General features: G+C 70.3%; 17 protein-coding genes. 14 read left to right on the forward strand and 3 right to left on the reverse strand.

Features of this window, described 5'->3' with window-relative positions:
• The first annotated feature begins 12 nt into the window (after positions 1-12).
• Positions 13-516 carry a DUF4231 domain-containing protein gene (locus tag ABT063_RS13795; RefSeq protein ID WP_351057555.1) on the forward strand — a complete coding sequence of 168 codons (504 nt, stop codon included), beginning with the start codon at positions 13-15 and terminating at the stop codon, positions 514-516.
• The gene (locus ABT063_RS13800; RefSeq protein WP_351057475.1) at positions 459-839 is read left to right on the forward strand and encodes a hypothetical protein; all 381 of its coding nucleotides are present in this window, start codon (positions 459-461) and stop codon (positions 837-839) included. The genes ABT063_RS13795 and ABT063_RS13800 overlap by 58 nt, the downstream gene beginning before the upstream one ends.
• A gap of 28 nt (positions 840-867) precedes the next feature.
• Here the strand turns inward: ABT063_RS13800 and ABT063_RS13805 are convergent, their stop codons facing one another.
• The 3 genes from ABT063_RS13805 to ABT063_RS13815 form a co-directional block, all read right to left on the reverse strand.
• Positions 868-1773, reverse strand: a complete 906-nt coding sequence (locus ABT063_RS13805; protein WP_351057476.1) for a carbohydrate kinase family protein — start codon at positions 1771-1773, stop codon at positions 868-870.
• Positions 1770-2837, reverse strand: a complete 1068-nt coding sequence (locus ABT063_RS13810; RefSeq protein ID WP_351057477.1) for a LacI family DNA-binding transcriptional regulator — start codon at positions 2835-2837, stop codon at positions 1770-1772. Before ABT063_RS13810 ends, ABT063_RS13805 begins: the two co-directional genes overlap by 4 nt.
• Positions 2838-2992: 155 nt before the next feature.
• The gene (locus tag ABT063_RS13815) at positions 2993-3949 is read right to left on the reverse strand and encodes a hypothetical protein (RefSeq protein ID WP_351057478.1); all 957 of its coding nucleotides are present in this window, start codon (positions 3947-3949) and stop codon (positions 2993-2995) included.
• 365 nt (positions 3950-4314) lie between these two features.
• On the opposite strand from ABT063_RS13815, the gene uvrC reads away from it, so the two are divergent.
• The 12 genes from uvrC (at position 4315) to pgi (ending at position 19848) form a co-directional block, all read left to right on the forward strand.
• Positions 4315-6345, forward strand: coding sequence for an excinuclease ABC subunit UvrC (gene uvrC, locus ABT063_RS13820; RefSeq protein WP_351057479.1), 2031 nt, complete (start codon positions 4315-4317; stop codon positions 6343-6345).
• Positions 6342-7301: an RNase adapter RapZ gene (gene rapZ, locus ABT063_RS13825; protein WP_351057481.1), complete on the forward strand. Its 960-nt coding sequence runs from the start codon at positions 6342-6344 to the stop codon at positions 7299-7301. Before uvrC ends, rapZ begins: the two co-directional genes overlap by 4 nt.
• A complete protein-coding gene (locus tag ABT063_RS13830; RefSeq protein ID WP_351057482.1) occupies positions 7298-8365 on the forward strand; it encodes a gluconeogenesis factor YvcK family protein in 1068 nt (355 codons plus the stop codon). Before rapZ ends, ABT063_RS13830 begins: the two co-directional genes overlap by 4 nt.
• Positions 8356-9345 carry a DNA-binding protein WhiA gene (gene whiA / locus ABT063_RS13835; protein ID WP_351057483.1) on the forward strand — a complete coding sequence of 330 codons (990 nt, stop codon included), beginning with the start codon at positions 8356-8358 and terminating at the stop codon, positions 9343-9345. The genes ABT063_RS13830 and whiA overlap by 10 nt, the downstream gene beginning before the upstream one ends.
• Before the next feature lie 175 nt (positions 9346-9520).
• Positions 9521-12472 carry a M14 family metallopeptidase gene (locus ABT063_RS13840; RefSeq protein ID WP_351057485.1) on the forward strand — a complete coding sequence of 984 codons (2952 nt, stop codon included), beginning with the start codon at positions 9521-9523 and terminating at the stop codon, positions 12470-12472.
• A gap of 223 nt (positions 12473-12695) precedes the next feature.
• The gene (gap, locus tag ABT063_RS13845) at positions 12696-13703 is read left to right on the forward strand and encodes a type I glyceraldehyde-3-phosphate dehydrogenase (RefSeq protein ID WP_351057486.1); all 1008 of its coding nucleotides are present in this window, start codon (positions 12696-12698) and stop codon (positions 13701-13703) included.
• Between the two features lie 132 nt (positions 13704-13835).
• Positions 13836-15059, forward strand: coding sequence for a phosphoglycerate kinase (locus tag ABT063_RS13850; protein WP_351057487.1), 1224 nt, complete (start codon positions 13836-13838; stop codon positions 15057-15059).
• A gap of 6 nt (positions 15060-15065) precedes the next feature.
• Positions 15066-15842 carry a triose-phosphate isomerase gene (gene tpiA, locus ABT063_RS13855; RefSeq protein WP_351057488.1) on the forward strand — a complete coding sequence of 259 codons (777 nt, stop codon included), beginning with the start codon at positions 15066-15068 and terminating at the stop codon, positions 15840-15842.
• Positions 15843-15946: 104 nt separating this feature from the next.
• A complete protein-coding gene (gene secG, locus ABT063_RS13860; RefSeq protein WP_029181151.1) occupies positions 15947-16177 on the forward strand; it encodes a preprotein translocase subunit SecG in 231 nt (76 codons plus the stop codon).
• 213 nt (positions 16178-16390) lie between these two features.
• On the forward strand, positions 16391-16726 hold the full coding sequence (locus ABT063_RS13865) for an RNA polymerase-binding protein RbpA (RefSeq protein ID WP_003976875.1): 336 nt from the start codon (positions 16391-16393) through the stop codon (positions 16724-16726).
• Positions 16727-16859: 133 nt separating this feature from the next.
• Positions 16860-18128, forward strand: coding sequence for an MFS transporter (locus ABT063_RS13870; RefSeq protein ID WP_351057489.1), 1269 nt, complete (start codon positions 16860-16862; stop codon positions 18126-18128).
• 64 nt (positions 18129-18192) lie between these two features.
• A complete protein-coding gene (gene pgi, locus ABT063_RS13875) occupies positions 18193-19848 on the forward strand; it encodes a glucose-6-phosphate isomerase (RefSeq protein ID WP_351057490.1) in 1656 nt (551 codons plus the stop codon).
• Positions 19849-19959: the final 111 nt, after the last annotated feature.

Below are 19959 nucleotides of genomic sequence, written 5' to 3' on the forward strand. Positions count from 1 at the left end.
CACGTGCTTGCCGTGCACGCGCGGTTGCGCCGTCGTGACCAACGTGGCTTCAGACTGCTGAAGTTGGCGACGCTCCTGCTGGCTGCCGGGCTACCGGTGACCGTCGCCGCGTCCGCGCCCACTGGGGTCGCGGCGCTGATGGGTGGCCTGATCGCGGTCATCGGGGGCGCGCAGCAGCTGTTCAAGTTCCAGGAGAGCCGGATCAACTACCGGTCCGTGTGCGAGAACCTGCGCCGCGAGCAGCACCTGTACCTCGCCCGCGCGGGGCATTACGCCGACGCCCCCGACGGCGACATCCTGCTGGCCGAGTCGGTGGAGCGGATCCACGGCCAGGAGACCACCCAGCCGCGGCTCGCCGTGGGCTCCGCCGCCGTCGGCACGGACCTGCTGACCGCCGGCGTGCACTGCCCTCCGGCAGCCGGGTCGAGCTCTTGGTCACCGAGGACCCCGAGGGGTCCGTGGCCGCTTCCGTCGCCGACAAGGGGCCGCAGTGGGAGCGGCGCTGTCGCACGCTGACCGCCAGGACCGGGGCCGACCTGCTCCCCGTACCCGGAGCGAAGGCGGACGACGAGGGGTTTCGTGCCGTCAACCAGGCGATCCTGGACCATGCGCGCGGCCGCCTCGGCGACGCCGAACAGGGTGCGGGCGACCCCGAGGAGCTCGGGGTCGTCGCGGTGACGCACGGCCGACGTGCGGGAGAGGACGACACCGAGGCCGCCGCCGAGTCGGCGGCGGCCGTCGGCCACCTCGTGCTGCGCCTCGACCCCACGCAGAGCCCGTCCGCGGGTGTGACATCGCCGCGGCCGGAAGGCGCGGGAGAGGCCCCGGACGCGGACTGAGCAACCGTGGATCGGACGTCTCGGGCGCTCAGCCCAGTTCCGCCGCGAACGGCGGCTCGGCCCCCGCGCGCGAGCACGTGATCGCCGCCGCACGCGCGGCGAACCGCAGCAGCCGGGTCCACCCGTCGGCGCCCAGACCCACGAGAGCCTGCGGGGTCAGGGCGTCCCGATCGGACAGGCCGTGCAACAGAGCCGCGTTCACGGTGTCGCCGGCGCCGATCGTGTCCACGACGTCGACCTTCTCGCCCGGCACGGCGTACACCGCCCCGTCCCGGGTGAAGGCCGTCAGGCCGTCGCCACCCTGGGTGATCACGACGGCCGAGGGGCCGGCGGCCAGCCACTCGTGCGGGGTCCCGCCCAGCCACCGAGCGTCCTCCTCGGACAGCTTGAGCAGCGACACCGACGGCAGCCAGCTCTTGAACCGGGCCCGGTAGGCGTCCGCGTCGGGAATCAGCCCCGCCCGGATGTTCGGGTCGAGCGTGGTGAACACGCCCTGCGCGGCCGCGCCCCGCATCAGCTCCTCATAGGCGCTCGCGCCCGGCTCCAGCACCAGCGAGCAGGTGCCGAAGGACACCGCCCGCGTCCCCGCGGGCAGCTCCGAGGGTGCCGTGAACAGCCGGTCGGCGGTGCCGTCGACGTAGAAGGAGTAGGCGGCCGAGCCGTGCCCGTCGATCGTGGCGACCGCGAGGGTGGTCGGCTCCGTGCCACGCTGTACGGCCGACACGTCGACGTCGGACTCCCGCAGCCTGTCCAGCAGGGCCTCGCCGAAGGCGTCGTACGAGACGCGGGAGCAGAAGGCCGTGGGGGAGCCGAGGCGGCCGAGGGCGACGGCCGTGTTGTAGGGGCCGCCGCCGAGCGCCGGCTTCAGGTCCGCGAGGGCGCCCGTGCCCTGCGGTACCAGGTCGATCAGGGCCTCACCGGCGACGACGATCACGAGACGGTTCCTTTCGCGGACTGCTGGGGCTGCGCGGGGTGCTCCGGCTCCGCGGGGCAGCCGCACGAGGTGCGATGGACGAAGGCGCAGGCGAGCCGCACGGTCCGGGCGGGCCGGTCCGGTGCGGCGAGGCGGTCCAGGAGCAGCCGGACCGCCTGTGCGCCGATGTCCTTGCTGGGCTGGGCGATCGCGGTGAGTTGGGGAGCGAACAGGTCCGCCCAGGGGAAGTCGTCGAAGCAGCACAGCGCGATGTCGTCGGGCACCGACAGGCCACGTTCGCGCAGCGCGCGCAGGGCCCCGATGGTCATCGCGTTGTTGGCGGTGACGAGCCCGGAGGGTGGCGTGGCGAGGGAGAGCAGGGCCGCGGTCGCCCGTTCGGCGCCGGCCGCCTCGGAGTCGCCGTGCACCACGAGCCGCTCGTCATAGGGGAGCCCGGCGGCCGCGAGGCCGTGCCGGTACCCGGTGATCCGCTCCCCGGTCGTGCTCAGCCCCGGCCGGCCCGCGACCAGGGCGATCCGCCGGTGGCCGAGCCCGGCGAGGTGCGTGACCAGCTCGGCCGTCGGTTCGGCGCTGTCGGCACAGACCTGGTCGAAGCGCGCCACGCCGTCCTCGGGAGAGTCGAGCAGCCGGTCGAGGAACACGGTCGGTACGTCGTGACGCCCCAGGTAGGCGACCAGCTCGCGCGGATCCGCGGAGGGCGCGACGATCATGCCGTCCACCCGTCGTTCGTGCAGGAGCTGGACGACCTTGCGCTCGTGCTCCGCATCGTCGTGTGGATCCGCGATGAGCAGGCTGTAGCCGTGCTCCAGGGCGCTGGCCTCGACTCCCTGGAGGATCTCCGTGAAGTAGGGGTTGCTGATCGCCGACACCGCGAGGCCGATGGACCGCGTGCGGGAGGTCACCAGCGAGCGGGCGAGGGTGTTGGGGGTGTAGCCGAGCTCGTCGATGGCGTCCAGCACGGCCTGACGCGTGTGGGGAAGCACCGGCCGGGTGTCGTTCAGTACGTGCGAGACGGTCGCCACGGACACGCCGGCGCTGCGTGCGACGTCGGCCATGGTCGGCATGGAGACCACCTCCCGGAACGAAACGGCACCGCACCGCGCGGCACAGCACCGGGAACGTATCGCATGCGACGGCGGACGTAAACGCTTGCGCAATCGTTTACGCCCGGTGACCGGACATCAAAGAGGCGCGCCGAGCCGACCTCACGACCTGCCCCTCACTCCCAGTCCCACGCGATCCCCACGATCCCCGACCGCACCCGAGGCTCCACGAGGTGCACCGAGTGGTGTCGGCCGGTCAGGGCCAGTTCTTGTCGGCCGCTGCGGGGAGCCGCCGCCGAGTGCTGGGCGAAACGGTGGCAGCGCGTCGGCAGCGCGTCCTCGTCGAACCGCACCTGGAGCGCGTACTGGCCGCCGGCCGGCCCGAACCCGCGGACGTACTCCCGCGACACACCGGCCGTGCCGTCCTCGACGCGGTAACGGAAGAGGAAGGTGTCGCCGGCCCGCAGCCGGGTGTCGAAGAGCAACTCGGCCACCAGCACCCCGGTCTCGTGGTCCGAACGGACGCGTCCCGTACGGCAGTTCTCCAGGGCGTGGACTCTCATGCGCTCCGGCGCGCAGCCCGGGTCGCCATGGTGAACGGCCACGAAACGGTCGACGCCGTCCCGGTGGGCGCGCACGATGTGCTGCGACTCGCGCCCCGTCAGCTCGCGGCGCGCCCCGATCCGTACGCGCTCGTGGTGCCCGAGTGTGTGCAGCCCGCCGTCGAGCGGCGAGTCCAGCTCGGCCAGCAGCTGTTCCAGGACACCCGAGGCCTCCACCAGGGACCGGTAGGAGCGGGCCGCGGGCCGCTGTGCGGCCGGGTCCTCGTCGGTCCGGGCCAGCAGCCGGATCAGGGACTCCTCGGGCAGCTGGAGAATCTCCTCCAGCGCACGTACGGCCCGCAACGACTCGGGGCGTTGCGGGCGCCGGGCGCCTTGCTGCCAGTAGCTCAGGCTCGTGACGCCGACCCTCACCCCGTACCGCGACAGATGGTGCTGCACCCGCTGCAGCGGCAGTCCGCGGGCGGCGATCGCGGCCCGCAGCGCGACGTGGAAGGGCCCGCCACGCAGGGCCGAGTCCAGTTCCGTTGTGGCGATGGTGGCGACGTCCGCGTGCTGTGGGGCGTGCGGCATGCAGGGGCCTTTCTGTGAATGCTTCACAACGGCTGGTCAGACCGTTCACGAGGGTGTGCCGGGGGCGCCGCGCCGGCGCCGGGGGATCTTCACATCCGTACGCCGTCGTGCAGGGCCCCCGAGTTCCCCCGCATTGAAGCGTGTTGACCAAGTCCCGACAACACCTGATGTCGAACAGCGCCGTACTCATGACCGATTTCGCGCGGCCTGGCTGACAGAAAGATCTCTTCACTCAGCGTAATGATGGGCTCATGAGGGGTAGTGAGGTGCCGCCCTGGCGACGTTGTCCACAGGGAACCCGGCGACCCGGCGGACGTTGTCCACAGCCCGCCGCGCTGTCACCCCCCGCCAGTAGGGTGTGAGACATGGCCGATCCCTCCAGCTACCGCCCCAAGCCGGGACAGATCCCGGACTCTCCCGGGGTGTACAGGTTCCGTGACGAGCACCGCCGGGTGATCTACGTCGGAAAGGCGAAGAGCCTGCGCCAACGCCTGGCGAACTACTTCCAGGACCTGGCGGGCCTCCACCCCCGCACCCGCACCATGGTCACCACGGCCGCCTCCGTGGAGTGGACCGTGGTTGCCACGGAGGTCGAGGCCCTGCAGCTGGAGTACTCCTGGATCAAGGAGTACGACCCCCGGTTCAACGTCAAGTACCGCGACGACAAGAGCTACCCGTACCTCGCTGTGACGATGAACGAGGAGTTCCCGCGCGTGCAGGTGATGCGCGGTCACAAGAAGAAGGGCGTCAGGTACTTCGGGCCGTACGCGCACGCGTGGGCCATCCGCGACACCGTCGACCTCCTCCTGCGCGTCTTCCCGGTCCGCACCTGCTCCGCCGGCGTCTTCAAGAACGCCGCCCGCACCGGCCGCCCCTGCCTGCTCGGCTACATCGGCAAGTGCTCCGCACCCTGCGTCGGCCGGGTCTCCGCCGACGAGCACCGCGAACTCGCCGACGAGTTCTGCGACTTCATGGCCGGCCGCACGGGCACGTATCTCCGCCGCCTGGAGAAGCAGATGACGGCGGCGGCCGAGGAGATGGAGTACGAGCGCGCGGCCCGCCTGCGCGACGACATCGAGGCCCTGAAGAAGGCCATGGAGAAGAACGCGGTCGTGCTCGCCGACGCGACCGACGCCGACCTGATCGCGGTCGCCGAGGACGAGCTGGAAGCGGCCGTGCAGATCTTCCACGTCCGTGGCGGACGCGTGCGCGGCCAGCGCGGCTGGGTGACCGACAAGGTCGAGGAGATCACCACCGGCGCCCTCGTCGAGCACGCCCTCCAGCAGCTCTACGGCGAGGAGAAGGGCGACGCGGTCCCCAAGGAGGTCCTCGTCCCGGCCCTGCCCGACCCGGTGGAGCCCGTCCAGGAATGGCTGACCGGGCGCCGCGGTTCCAACGTCTCGCTGCGCATCCCGCAGCGCGGCGACAAGAAGGCCCTCATGGAGACCGTGCAGCGCAACGCCCAGCAGGCGCTCGTGCTGCACAAGACCAAGCGCGCCTCGGACCTGACCACGCGCTCGCGCGCGCTGGAGGAGATCGCCGAGGCCCTGGACCTGGACAGCGCCCCGCTCAGGATCGAGTGCTACGACATCTCGCATCTCCAGGGCGACGACGTCGTGGCCTCCATGGTCGTCTTCGAGGACGGACTCCAGCGCAAGGGCGAGTACCGCCGCTTCCAGATCAAGGGCTTCGCGGGCCAGGACGACGTCCGCTCCATGCACGAGGTGATCACCCGCCGCTTCCGGCGCTACCTCGCCGAGAAGGAGAAGACGGGGGAGTGGTCCGACGGACAGAACGCCCTCACGGAAGAGGACGGCCGTCCCAAGCGCTTCGCCTACCCGCCCCAGCTCGTCGTCGTCGACGGCGGCCAGCCGCAGGTCGCGGCCGCCAAGAAGGCCCTCGACGAGCTCGGCATCGACGACATCGCCGTCTGCGGCCTCGCCAAACGCCTGGAGGAGGTCTGGCTGCCGGACGAGGACGACCCGGTGGTCCTGCCCCGCACCAGCGAGGGCCTCTACCTGCTCCAGCGGGTCCGGGACGAGGCCCACCGCTTCGCGATCACCTACCAGCGCACGAAGAGGGCCAAGCGCTTCAGGTCGAGCCCCTTGGACGACGTGCCGGGGCTCGGGGACACGCGCAAGCAGGCTCTGCTGAAGCATTTCGGTTCGTTGAAGAAACTGCGATCCGCCACCATCGACCAGATCTGCGAGGTTCCCGGCATAGGCCGCAAGACGGCCGAGACGATCGCCGTGGCTCTCGCCCAGGCGGCTCCGGCCACGCCGGCGGTGAACACGGCGACTGGAGAGATCATGGAAGAGGAACCCGGCACCATGGGTTCCAGTGGGGAGCCCGTGAGGATGGGCGCCCCGGACGAACGACGGGGGCAGGAGACATGAATGTGAACGAGCACGACGGGCAACAAGGCCAAGGCGGAGACGGAGCACAAGTGAGTACGGGCACGCCCAACGAGACGGCCGCAGTCCCGGACACCGCGATCCCCGAGCTGGTGATCATCTCCGGCATGTCCGGAGCGGGCCGCTCGACGGCCGCCAAGTGTCTGGAGGACCTCGGCTGGTTCGTCGTCGACAACCTCCCGCCGGCGCTGATCCCCACCATGGTGGAGCTCGGCGCCCGCTCCCAGGGCAACGTGGCGCGGATCGCGGTCGTCGTCGACGTCCGCGGCCGCCGCTTCTTCGACAATCTCCGCGAATCCCTCGCCGACCTGGACAGCAGGCAGGTCACCCGGCGGATCGTCTTCCTGGAGTCCTCCGACGAGGCCCTGGTACGCCGCTTCGAGTCGGTGCGCCGCCCGCACCCCCTCCAGGGCGACGGCCGCATCGTCGACGGCATCGCCGCCGAGCGGGAGCTGCTGCGCGAGCTGCGCGGCGACGCCGACCTGGTGATCGACACCTCCAGCCTGAACGTGCACGAGCTGCGCGCCAAGATGGACGCCCAGTTCGCCGGCGAGGAGGAGCCCGAGCTGCGGGCCACCGTCATGTCCTTCGGCTTCAAGTACGGCCTCCCGGTCGACGCCGACCTGGTCGCGGACATGCGCTTCCTGCCCAACCCGCACTGGGTCCCGGAGCTGCGCCCCTTCACCGGCGTCAACGAGGAGGTCGCCGCGTACGTCTTCAACCAGCCCGGCGCCAAGGAGTTCCTCGACCGGTACGCCGAGCTGCTCCGGCTCATCGCGGCCGGCTACCGCCGCGAGGGCAAGCGGTACGTGACCATCGCCATCGGCTGTACGGGCGGCAAGCACCGCTCGGTCGCCATGTCGGAGAAGCTCGCCGCGCGCCTCGCGGCCGAGGGCGTGGAGACGGTGGTCGTACACCGGGACATGGGACGCGAATGACGGGACGTACTCCGCGGCTGAGCAGGCTGCGCCGTGCGGTGCCCGAGGGGCGCGCGAGCAGGCCCGTCGAGGCCCGCGGCGCCAAACCGCGCCGCCGGGGCGCCCAGCCCAAAGTGGTCGCCCTCGGCGGCGGCATGGGCCTGTCCGCCTCGCTCGCCGCACTGCGCCGGATCACCGGCGACCTCACCGCGGTCGTCACCGTGGCCGACGACGGCGGCTCCAGCGGGCGCCTGCGTGACGAGCTGGGCGTGCTGCCGCCCGGCGACCTGCGCAAGGCGCTGGCCGCGCTGTGCGGCGACGACGACTGGGGCCAGACCTGGGCCCGCGTCATCCAGCACCGCTTCCAGTCCAAGGGCGACCTGCACGAACACGCGGTCGGCAACCTGCTGATCGTCGCCCTGTGGGAGCAGCTCGGCGACCACGTCCAGGCCCTCGACCTGGTCGGCAAGCTCCTCGGCGCGCACGGGCGCGTTTTGCCCATGTCCGCCGTACCCCTGGAGCTCCAGGCCCTGGTCAAGGGCCACGACCCGGACCGGCCCGAGGAGGTCGACACCGTGCGGGGCCAGGCGACCGTGGCCCTCACCCCCGGCGAGGTGCAGTCCGTGCACCTCGTGCCGCACGACCCGCCGGCCGTACCCGAGGCGGTGGAGGCCGTCCTCGACGCGGACTGGGTGGTCCTCGGCCCCGGCTCCTGGTTCTCCTCGGTCATCCCGCACCTGCTCGTGCCCGAGCTGCTGGACGCCCTCACCCAGACGAAGGCACGCCGGGTACTCTCGCTGAACCTCGCCCCGCAGCCCGGAGAAACCGACGGCTTCTCCCCGCAGCGTCATTTGGAGGTTTTGGGACGACACGCCCCTAAACTCGCCCTGGACGTGGTGCTGGCCGACGAGGCCGCCGTGCCCGACCGCTATGTGCTCACCGAGGCCGCCAAGCGGTTCGGTGCCGCGGTCGAGCTGGCCCCGGTCGCCCGGAGAGACGGTTCTCCGCGGCACGACCCGGAGCTGCTGGCCGCCGCGTACGACCGTATTTTTCGGATGCATGGAAGGATCGGCCCATGGCGATGACGGCAGCGGTGAAGGATGAGATCTCCCGGCTCCCCGTCACCCGGACCTGCTGCAGGAAGGCGGAGGTCTCCGCCGTTCTGCGGTTCGCCGGCGGCCTCCACCTGGTGAGCGGGCGCATTGTGATCGAGGCGGAGCTGGACACCGCGATGGCGGCCCGCAGACTGAAGCGGGACATCCTGGAGATCTTCGGCCACAGCTCCGAGCTGATCGTGATGGCGCCGGGCGGGCTGCGCCGCGGTTCGCGCTACGTCATCCGGGTCGTCGCCGGCGGTGATCAGCTGGCCCGGCAGACCGGACTGGTCGACGGCCGCGGCCGCCCGATCCGCGGCCTGCCCCCGCAGGTGGTCTCGGGGGCCACCTGCGACGCGGAGGCCGCCTGGCGCGGGGCCTTCCTGGCGCACGGCTCGCTCACCGAACCCGGCCGTTCCTCCTCCCTGGAGGTGACCTGCCCGGGCCCCGAGGCCGCCCTCGCCCTGGTCGGCGCCGCCCGCCGCCTGTCGATCGCCGCCAAGGCCCGCGAGGTGCGCGGCGTGGACCGGGTCGTCGTCCGCGACGGCGACGCCATCGGCGCCCTGCTCACCCGGCTCGGCGCCCACGAGTCGGTGCTGGCCTGGGAGGAGCGGCGGATGCGCCGCGAGGTGCGGGCCACGGCGAACCGTCTCGCCAACTTCGACGACGCCAACCTGCGCCGCTCCGCGCGCGCGGCCGTCGCCGCCGGTGCCCGGGTCCAGCGGGCCCTGGAGATCCTCGGCGACGACGTCCCCGAGCACCTCGCCGCCGCCGGCCGGCTGCGCATGGACCACAAGCAGGCTTCCCTGGAGGAGTTGGGCGCGCTCGCCGACCCGCCGCTGACCAAGGACGCCGTCGCCGGCCGTATCCGCCGTCTGCTGGCGATGGCCGACAAGCGGGCCCAGGACCTCGGCATCCCCGGCACGGAGTCCAGCATCACCGAGGAGATGGCGGACAACCTCGTGGGGTGACGTGAGCGGGAGACGTGAGCAGGTGACGTAAGCAGCCCAATACGCCGGTGCCGACGCCCACTTGGGCCACCGGCACCGGCGTTCGCATGTGCTCGAGGCACCCTTGACTGGATCATGAAGTGACATGAGCCTGGCATGTGCTCGCCACTGTGGCGAACCATTGCTAGGGGGGTTCATGAGACGAAAAGCGAGACCGATCCTCGCTGTTGGCGCGCTCCTGCTGGGCGGTGCGGGAATCGCACCCATCGCCCAGGCGGCGCAAGACCCCGGTACTCCCGATCCGAACGAGGTCAAGGTCTTCCGGGCCGAGGTCACCCAGAAGCAGGTACCCCTGCTGCTGGCGGCCGGTCAGGACGCCCACGAACTCGGTGAGCAGGTGCCCGAGAAGGGCGAGGCCACCGTCGAGGTCTACCTCACCGACCAGCAGGCCGAGAAGCTCGAGGACAAGGGTGTCGACCTCCGAGAGCACAAGCTGTCCGCCAAGGCCGAGAACCGCGTCGAGGACGCCGCCGAGGGCGTGTTCCGGCCGTACAGCGGACGCGGCGGGCTGAAAGAGGAGATCCTCAAGACCAGCCAGGAGCACCCCGGCCTCACCAAGGTCGTCTCCATCGGCAAGACGGTGGGCGGCCAGGACATCCTCGCCCTGAAGATGACCAAGGGCGCCAAGAAGTCAAAGGACGGCTCCAAGCCCTCCGTGCTGTACCTGTCCGCCCAGCACGCGCGCGAGTGGATCACGCCGGAGATGACCCGCCGGCTGATGCACCATTACCTGGACAACTACAAGACGGACAAGCGCATCAAGAAGATCGTCGACTCCACCGAGCTGTGGTTCGTGCCGACGGCCAACCCCGACGGCTACGACTACACCTTCCAGGACCCCGACAACCGCATGTGGCGCAAGAACCTGCGCGACAACAACGGAGACGGCATCATCGGCACCGGCGACGGCGTCGACCTGAACCGCAACTTCTCCTACAAGTGGGGCTACGACGACGAGGGCTCGTCCCCCAACCCCACCAGCCAGACCTACCGCGGCGCGGCCCCCGGCTCCGAGCCCGAGACCCAGGCCCTGGACGCCTTCGAGAAGCGGATCGGCTTCACGTACGGCATCAACTACCACTCCGCCGCCGAACTCATCCTCTACGGCGTCGGCTGGCAGGTCGCCACGCCCACCCCGGACGACGTGCTCTATGAGGCGCTCGCCGGCACCCCGGAGAACCCCGCGATCCCCGGCTACCACCCGCAGGTCTCCTCGGAGCTGTACACGACCAACGGCGAGTCCGACGGCCACGCGGCGAACGTCAACGGCATGGCGATGTTCACCCCCGAGATGTCGACGTGCGAAACCGCCTCGAACGTCGACCCGAACGACGCCTGGAAACCGGAAGACTGCCAGTCGATCTTCACCTTCCCGGACGACGAGACGCTGATCCAGCAGGAGTTTGCCAAGAACATCCCGTTCGCGCTCTCGCTCGCCGAGTCCGCCGCCCGCCCCGACCAGCCGAAGTCCGCGGTCGGCCTGAACGCCGCCGACTTCACCCCGGCCGCCTTCTCGACGTCGTACTCGCGCGGCGCCGACCAGGAGGTCTCCGTCGTCGTACGCAAGTCCGTACGCGACAAGGAACTCAAGTACCGCGTCAACGGCGGCCGTACGGAGGACATGGCGCTCAAGGCCTGGAAGGGCGGCGAGACGTACGGCGGGGAGGACAACCTCTACTTCGACGAGTACCGGGCCGAGGTCCAGGACGGCGACCCGGGCGACAAGGTCGAGGTCTGGTTCACCGGCGAGACGAAGAGCGGAAAGCCCGTCTCCAGCGAGCACTTCACCTACACGGTGGCCGAACGGCCCCGCGCGGACACCCTCGTCGTCGCGGAGGAGGGCGCGGCCGCCACACAGGCGCAGACGTACGTCGACGCGCTGAAGGCGAACGGCCGCAAGGCGCTGGTGTGGGACGTCGCCACCCAGGGCGCGCCCGACGCGCTGGGGGTCCTCGGGCACTTCAAGACGGTGGTCCACTACACCGGCGCGAGCGTCCCCGGCATCGCCACCCAGCTCCAGCTGCGCGCCCACCTCAACGAGGGCGGCAAGCTGATCGAGGCCGGCGAGCAGGCCGGCGGCAGCGTCGACCTCGGCGGCGGCACCCCGTCGAACGACTTCAGCCAGTACTACCTGGGCGCCTACACACGGACGTCGACCCCAGGGGCCACCGGCTTCACCGGCTCCGGCAGGCTCGGCGGCTTCACCGGCGCGCTCACCGGGGCGACCGGCAACCCGCTGGACCGCGCCGGGACGTACGGCGTGACGTCCGACGAACTGCCCGTCGACAAGTTCCCCCAGTTCGCCAGCGCGGGCGCGGGCCGGTTCGCCGGGACCACCAACCCGTACGGACCGTACGCGGGCGCTTCCATGGCCGCCGCCGTCCACACCGACGACGCCTACAAGCGGCTCACCCGCACCGTGGACCTCACCGGCGTCACCGCGGCCGACAAGCCCACCCTGCGCACCCAGCTGCTGTGGGACACCGAGCCCGGCTACGACAACGTACTGGTCGAGGCCCACACCACGGGGGCCGACGACTGGACGACGCTCCCGGAGGCGGGCGGCGCCACCCGCACCACCGTGCCGGAGGACTGCGCGGCCGGCTACTACGTGGGCGAGCACCCCTGGCTCCAGCACTACCTGACCGTAGGGGCCGGCGGCTGCACCGCGACCGGCACCACCGGCTCGTGGAACGCCCTCACCGGTGCCTCCGAGGGCTGGCGGCAGGTGAACTTCGACCTGAGCGCGTACGCGGGCAAGTCGGTCGAGGTCTCGATCAGCTACGTCACCGACCCGGGCAGCGGCGGCCGAGGCGTCCTCGCCGACGACGCCTCGCTCGTCGTCGGCGGCACGGCCACCGAGACCGAGGGCTTCGAGACGTCGCTGGGTGCCTGGAAGGTCGCCGGTCCGCCCGCGGGCAGCCCGGCCGCCCTCAAGGACTGGGCGCGCACCGGGGCCCTGTTCCAGACGTACGGAGCGGTCACCACGGACGACACCGTGCTGCTGGGCTTCGGCCTGGAGCACGTCGCCTCGGCGGCCGACCGCACGGCTCTGCTGAAGAAGGCGCTTACCGCCCTCAAAGGGTGATCCACCTGGTCAAACCGGCGTGACTTCGAGTCGCCGGATCGAGTGACCGGGCCTTCCGGCGCGGCGGTCCGTACCCCTACTGGCGGGTACGGACCGCCGTGCCGTGTATGGGGCATCTCGATGTCACTCCGGAGCCCTCAGGGAGGTAGGGTCGTAGGCGGTCGGGGACATCCCATACAGCTCGCCGGTCTCGAAACCGGCGTACCAACGAGGAGATCGGTTCGTGACGATCCGCGTAGGCATCAACGGCTTTGGCCGCATCGGTCGTAACTACTTCCGCGCGCTGCTTGAGCAGGGTGCAGACATCGAGATCGTGGCTGTCAACGACCTGGGTGACACCGCGACCACCGCTCACCTGCTGAAGTACGACACCATCCTGGGCCGCCTCAAGCAGGAGGTCTCCCACACCGCCGACACGATCACCGTCGACGGCAAGACCATCAAGGTCCTGTCCGAGCGCAACCCCGCCGACATCCCGTGGGGCGAGCTGGGCGTCGACATCGTCATCGAGTCGACCGGCATCTTCACGAAGAAGGCCGACGCCGAGAAGCACATCACCGGCGGCGCCAAGAAGGTCCTCATCTCGGCTCCGGCCAAGGACGAGGACATCACCATCGTGATGGGTGTCAACCACGACAAGTACGACCCGGCGAACCACCACGTCATCTCCAACGCCTCCTGCACCACCAACTGTGTGGCGCCGATGGCCAAGGTCCTCGACGAGAACTTCGGCATCGTCAAGGGTCTGATGACGACCGTGCACGCGTACACGAACGACCAGCGCATCCTGGACTTCCCGCACAAGGACCTGCGCCGCGCCCGTGCCGCCGCCGAGAACATCATCCCGACCACCACCGGCGCCGCCAAGGCCACCGCCCTGGTCCTGCCGCAGCTCAAGGGCAAGCTGGACGGCATCGCGATGCGCGTCCCGGTCCCGACCGGCTCGGTCACCGACCTCGTGGTCGAGCTCGGCCGCGAGGTCACCAAGGACGAGGTCAACGCCGCCTTCCAGAAGGCCGCCGAGGGCGAGCTCAAGGGCCTTCTCGAGTACACCGAGGACGCGATCGTCTCCTCCGACATCGTCAACGAGCCGGCGTCCTGCACCTTCGACTCCTCCCTGACCATGGTCCAGGAGGGCAAGAGCGTGAAGGTCATCGGCTGGTACGACAACGAGTGGGGCTACTCCAACCGCCTCGTCGACCTGACGGTCTTCGTCGGCAACCAGCTCTGATCAACAGAGCAGGCACTTGATGTGAGGGCAGGGCTCGGGCAGCGCAGGGACGCGCTGCCCGAGCCCTGACTCACGTACGGATCAGCCCTCTTACGATCACGAGCATCACGAGCCCTCCCAGGAGTTCCCTCCATGAAGACGATCGACGAACTTCTCGCCGACGGCGTGGGCGGCCAGCGGGTCTTCGTCCGCGCCGACCTGAACGTGCCGCTCGAAAGCGGCGCCGAGACCGTAAAGATCAGCGACGACGGCCGCATCCGCGCCGTGCTGCCCACCGTCAAGGCTCTCGCCGAGGCGGGCGCCCGCGTGGTCGTCGCCTCGCACCTGGGCCGCCCCAAGGGCGCCCCGGACCCGGCCTTCTCGCTCGCTTCCGCCGCCGCGCGCCTCGGTGAACTCCTGGGCGCCGACGTGGCCTTCGCGACCGACACGGTCGGCGAGTCCGCCCGCTCCACGGTCGCCGGCCTCGCCGACGGCCAGGTCGCCGTCATCGAGAACCTGCGCTTCAACGCCGGCGAGACGTCCAAGGACGACGCCGAGCGCGGCGCCTTCGCCGACCGGCTCGCCGAGCTCGCCGATCTGTACGTGGGCGACGGCTTCGGAGCGGTGCACCGCAAGCACGCCTCGGTCTTCGACCTCCCGGCCCGGCTGCCGCACGCCGCCGGCTACCTCATCGCCACCGAGGTCGCCGTCCTGAAGAAGCTCACGGAGGACGTCAAGCGCCCCTACGTCGTCGCCCTCGGCGGCGCCAAGGTCTCCGACAAGCTCGCCGTCATCGACCAGCTGCTCGGCAAGGCCGACCGGCTGCTCATCGGCGGCGGCATGGCCTACACCTTCCTCAAGGCCAAGGGCTACGAGATCGGCAAGTCCCTCCTCCAGGAGGACCAGATCCCGGCCGTCGTCGAGTACATCGAGCGTGCCGAGAAGAACGGCGTCGAGCTGGTCCTGCCGGTCGACACACTGGTCGCCACCGGCTTCCCGGACCTGAAGACCAAGGCTCCGGCCGACTACGAGAACGTCGACGCGGACAAGATCCCCGCGGACAAGGAGGGCCTGGACATCGGCCCCGAGTCCCGCGAGCTGTTCGCCTCCAAGATCACCGACGCCGAGACCGTCTTCTGGAACGGCCCCATGGGCGTCTTCGAGCACCCCGACTACGCCGGAGGCACGACCGCTCTCGCGCAGGCCCTGCTCGACAGCAAGGGCTTCACGGTGGTCGGCGGTGGCGATTCCGCCGCCGCAGTCCGCACCCTGGGCTTCGACGAGTCGAAGTTCGGCCACATCTCGACCGGCGGCGGCGCATCCCTCGAATACCTCGAGGGTAAGACGCTCCCCGGCCTCGCCGCACTGGAGGACTGACCAAGCATGAGTACGCGCACGCCGCTGATGGCGGGCAACTGGAAGATGAACCTCAACCACCTCGAGGCCATCGCCCAGGTCCAGAAGCTCGCTTTCGCCCTGGCCGACAAGGACTACGAGGCCGTCGAGGTCGCCGTTCTGCCGCCCTTCACCGACCTGCGCTCCGTGCAGACCCTGGTCGACGGCGACAAACTCAAGATCAAGTATGGCGCCCAGGACATCTCGGCGCACGACGGCGGTGCCTACACCGGCGAGATCTCCGGCTCGATGCTGGCCAAGCTGAAGTGCACCTACGTCGCCATCGGCCACTCCGAGCGCCGCCAGTACCACAACGAGACGGACGAGCTGGTCAACGCCAAGGTCAAGGCCGCCTACAAGCACGGCCTGACCCCGATCCTGTGCGTCGGCGAGGAGCTGGAGGTCCGGGAGGCGGGCAATCACGTCACGCACACCCTCGCCCAGGTCGAGGGCGGCCTGAAGGACCTCCCGGCCGAGCAGGCCGAGGCCATCGTGATCGCCTACGAGCCCGTCTGGGCCATCGGCACCGGCAAGGTCTGCGGCGCCGAGGACGCCCAGGAGGTCTGTGCCGCCATCCGCGGCAAGATCGCCGAGCTGTACACGCAGGAACTGGCCGACCAGGTCCGCATCCAGTACGGCGGCTCCGTGAAGTCCGGCAACGTCGCCGAGATCATGGCGCAGGCCGACATCGACGGCGCGCTGGTCGGCGGTGCCTCGCTGGACGCCGACGAGTTCGTCAAGATCGTGCGGTTCCGCGACCAGTGAGTATGCGGTAGCGGCGTTCCGTCGTACCCTTGCGGGGGCATGGTGGCTTGCCACCGTGCCCCCGTCGTCTATCCAGATCCGAGGAAGTTGGTCCAGCCGTGGTTATGGGGTTCTCGATCGCCCTGATCGTCTTCAGCCTGCTGATGATGCTGCTGGTGCTGATGCACAAGGGGAAGGGCGGCGGCCTCTCCGACATGTTCGGTGGCGGTATGCAGTCGTCCGTCGGCGGCTCCTCGGTCGCCGAGCGCAACCTCGACCGCATCACCGTGGTGGTCGGTCTGCTGTGGTTCGCGTGCATTGTCGTACTCGGGATCCTGATGAAGGTGAACAACTGATCAGCGTCGCACGCGCAGCACGCCCATTCCGCACGTAACGCCCCATGTTCGGTACGCGCTCCTGAGCGCGGCCTATCATGGGGCTTGCGTCTGTGTGTGGGGGTTGTAACTCCAATCACTGGACGCGCGTTGGGCCTTACGTAGACTGAGGCGCTCGCAGTGAAGCGAAACGCCGACTCGCTTTGCGGCACCATCACGCAGGGAGTTACGACCGTGGCAAGTGGCAACGCGATCCGAGGAAGCCGGGTCGGGGCGGGGCCGATGGGCGAGGCCGAGCGCGGCGAGTCCGCGCCGCGGCTGCGCATCTCCTTCTGGTGCTCCAACGGGCACGAGACGCAGCCCAGCTTCGCCAGCGACGCGCAGGTCCCCGAAACCTGGGACTGCCCGCGCTGCGGCTTTCCGGCGGGGCAGGACCGGGACAACCCACCGGACCCGCCGCGCACCGAGCCCTACAAGACGCATCTCGCCTACGTGCGGGAGCGACGCAGCGACGCGGACGGCGAGGCGATCCTCGCCGAGGCGCTCGCCAAACTGCGGGGCGAAATCTAGGAGTTGACAACCGGCCGGGCACCGAGCGGTGCCTGGCCGGAGCTGTTTCGCGCACCCGCGGCCGCCTGCCCGCGGACCGATTGTCAGTGCTGCCCTTTACGGTTTGTGAATCGGCGAACCGTGAGGGGGACTTGTGGCAACGGTCGAGGGGGCGGACGGGCGTGCGCCCGCGTGGCGCGGAGGATTCGGATGGCTGTGGAGTGCCGCCGTGCTCTCCAGCTTCGGTGACGCGCTGCGTGGATCCGCGCTGCCCCTGCTCGCCGCGACACTGACCGACCGGCCGCTGCTCATCGCTGCGGTCACCGCCTGCGGCTATCTGCCCTGGATCGTCTTCGGACTGCTCGGCGGCGCCGTCGCCGACCGCGTGGACCAGCGGCGCGCCATGTGGACGGTGGACGCGGTACGAGGACTGCTCGTCGCGTGCTTCGCGGTGGCCGTCGCCCTCGGGCACGCCTCGATCGGCCTGCTGATCGCGCTGGCCTTCGCCCTCACCACCCTCCAGACACTGTTCGACAACGCCTCCACGGCCCTGCTGCCGGCCCTGGTGGACCGGGAAGCGCTGGGCAGCGCGAACGCCCGCCTGATGACCGGCCAACAGATCGCGGGCGGCCTGCTGGGCGCACCCGTCGTGCCGCTCCTGCTGGTGGCCGGCGCCGCCGTGCCCTTCGCGGTCGACGCCATGACCTTCCTGGTGGCCGCCGCGCTGGTCGCCTCGCTGCGGACCACCGTGCCGGAGCGGAAACCGAGACCGGCCGGCAGCACCCTGCGCCGGGAGATCACCGAAGGGCTGCACACCCTGGGGCGCGACCGGGCCCTGCGCGGGCTGTGCGCCGCGACGGCGTTGTGCAACATCGGCGTGGGCGCCCTCATCGCGGGTCTGGTGCTCCTGGTGACCGGCTGGCTGGACGCCGGTACGGCGGGATACGCGGCGGCCACGACCGCGTACACGATCGGCGGCCTGACCGGGGGAGCGGCGAGCGGCCGGCTCGTCGCCCGGCTCGGGCGGGTCCGTGCGGTGCTGCTCGCCGGGATCGTGCAGATCGGTGCGCTGATCGTCATGGGCTCGGTGCGCAGCCCGGTGGCGCTCGCGGCCGCCATGGCCGCCTTCGGGTTCATGGGCATGGTGTGGAACGTCAACACCAGGACGCTGATGCAGGAGCGCAGCCCCGCCGGGATGCTGGGCCGGGTCAGTTCCGCCTTCCGGACCCTGGCTGTGGCGGGCGCACCCCTGGGTGCTCTGCTCGGTGGCGTCGTGGCCACCGCCTGGGGCCTGAACACTCCGGCTCTGCTCGCGGCGGCCTTCTTCGTCCTGTCCGTCACCGCGCTGATACCCGCGCTCAAGGCGGACGTATCTGTTGTTGCGTCGGACGACGACGCCACGACAGCTCACGCCCCACGCTGATCAATTAGGTTGGGAACGGCAGCGGGGCAGCACGGACAGGGACGAAAGAAGGCTGAAGTCCGACATGAACGCAGACGGCCGTAACCGGCTCAACCAGAGGCCCGAGTGGACCGCTCTGGCCAAGCACCGCGAGGAACTCGGCGAGGTGCGGCTGCGCGAGCTGTTCGCCGCCGACCCGGGCCGCGGCACCGGCTACACCCTGCAGGTCGGTGACCTGCACGTCGACTACTCCAAGCACCTCGTCACCGACGAGACACTGCGGCTGCTGCGCGAGCTGGCCGCCGCGACCGACGTCTTCGGCCTCAGGGACGCCATGTTCCGCGGCGAGAAGATCAACACGACCGAGAACCGGGCCGTGCTGCACACCGCGCTGCGGGCGCCGCGCGAGGCGGTGATCGAGGTCGACGGGGAGAACGTCGTCCCGGCGGTGCACGCCGTCCTCGACAAGATGGCCGACTTCGCAGAGCGCGTTCGCTCCGGTACCTGGACCGGCCACACCGGCAAGCGCATCAAGAACGTGATCAACATCGGTATCGGCGGCTCCGACCTGGGCCCCGCGATGGCGTACGAGGCGCTGCGCGCGTACACCGACCGCGACCTCACGGTCCGCTTCGTGTCGAACGTGGACGGCGCCGACCTGCACGAGGCCATCCGCGACCTGGACGCGGCGGAGACCCTGTTCGTCATCGCCTCCAAGACCTTCACCACGATCGAGACGATCACGAACGCGACCTCGGCCCGCGACTGGCTGCTCACCGAGCTGAAAGCCGGTCAGGAAGCCGTCGCGAAGCACTTCGTCGCCCTGTCGACAAACGCCGGGAAGGTCTCCGGGTTCGGCATCGACACGGCGAACATGTTCGAGTTCTGGGACTGGGTCGGCGGGCGCTACTCGTACGACTCGGCGATCGGCCTGTCCCTGATGATCGCCATCGGCCCGGACCGCTTCCGGGAGATGCTCGACGGCTTCCACCTCGTCGACGAGCACTTCCGCACCGCGCCCGCCGAGTCCAACCTGCCTTTGCTGCTGGGCCTGTTGGGTGTCTGGTACGGCAACTTCCACGACGCCCAGTCGCACGCGGTGCTGCCCTACAGCCACTACCTGTCCAAGTTCACCGCCTACTTGCAGCAGCTGGACATGGAGTCCAACGGCAAGTACGTCGGCCGGGACGGGCAGGAGGTCGGCTGGCAGACCGGGCCGGTGGTGTGGGGCACGCCGGGCACCAACGGGCAGCACGCGTACTACCAGCTCATCCACCAGGGCACCAAGCTGATCCCGGCGGACTTCATCGGCTTCGCCGAGCCGGTCGCCGACCTTCAGCCCGGCCTGGTGGCCCAGCACGACCTGCTGATGGCGAACTTCTTCGCCCAGACGCAGGCGCTGGCCTTCGGCAAGACGCCGGACGAGGTGCGGGCGGAGGGCGTGCCGGAGGAGCTGGTGCCGCACAAGACGTTCAAGGGCAACCACCCGACCACCACGATCCTCGCCCGCGAGCTGACCCCGTCGGTCCTCGGCCAGCTCATCGCCCTCTACGAACACAAGGTGTTCGTCCAGGGCGCGATCTGGAACATCGACTCCTTCGACCAGTGGGGCGTCGAGCTCGGCAAGGTCCTCGCCAAGCGCGTCGAGCCCGCCCTCACCGAGGGGGCGGAGGTGCCGGGCCTGGACGCGTCGACCAGGGCCCTGGTCGCCACGTACCGGGAGCTGCGCGGCCGGCAGTGAGCACGGGTACGGAAGCGGACGGCGCGCGGCTGTCCGCTTCCGCACGTCTTGGTTTCCGCACGTCCTGGTGCGCCGGCGGACAGGCCCGTCCCGTTGTCCTGCCTATCCTGG

It is taken from the genome of Streptomyces sp. NPDC002838, assembly GCF_040295365.1.
Classification (GTDB): Bacteria; Actinomycetota; Actinomycetes; order Streptomycetales; family Streptomycetaceae; genus Streptomyces.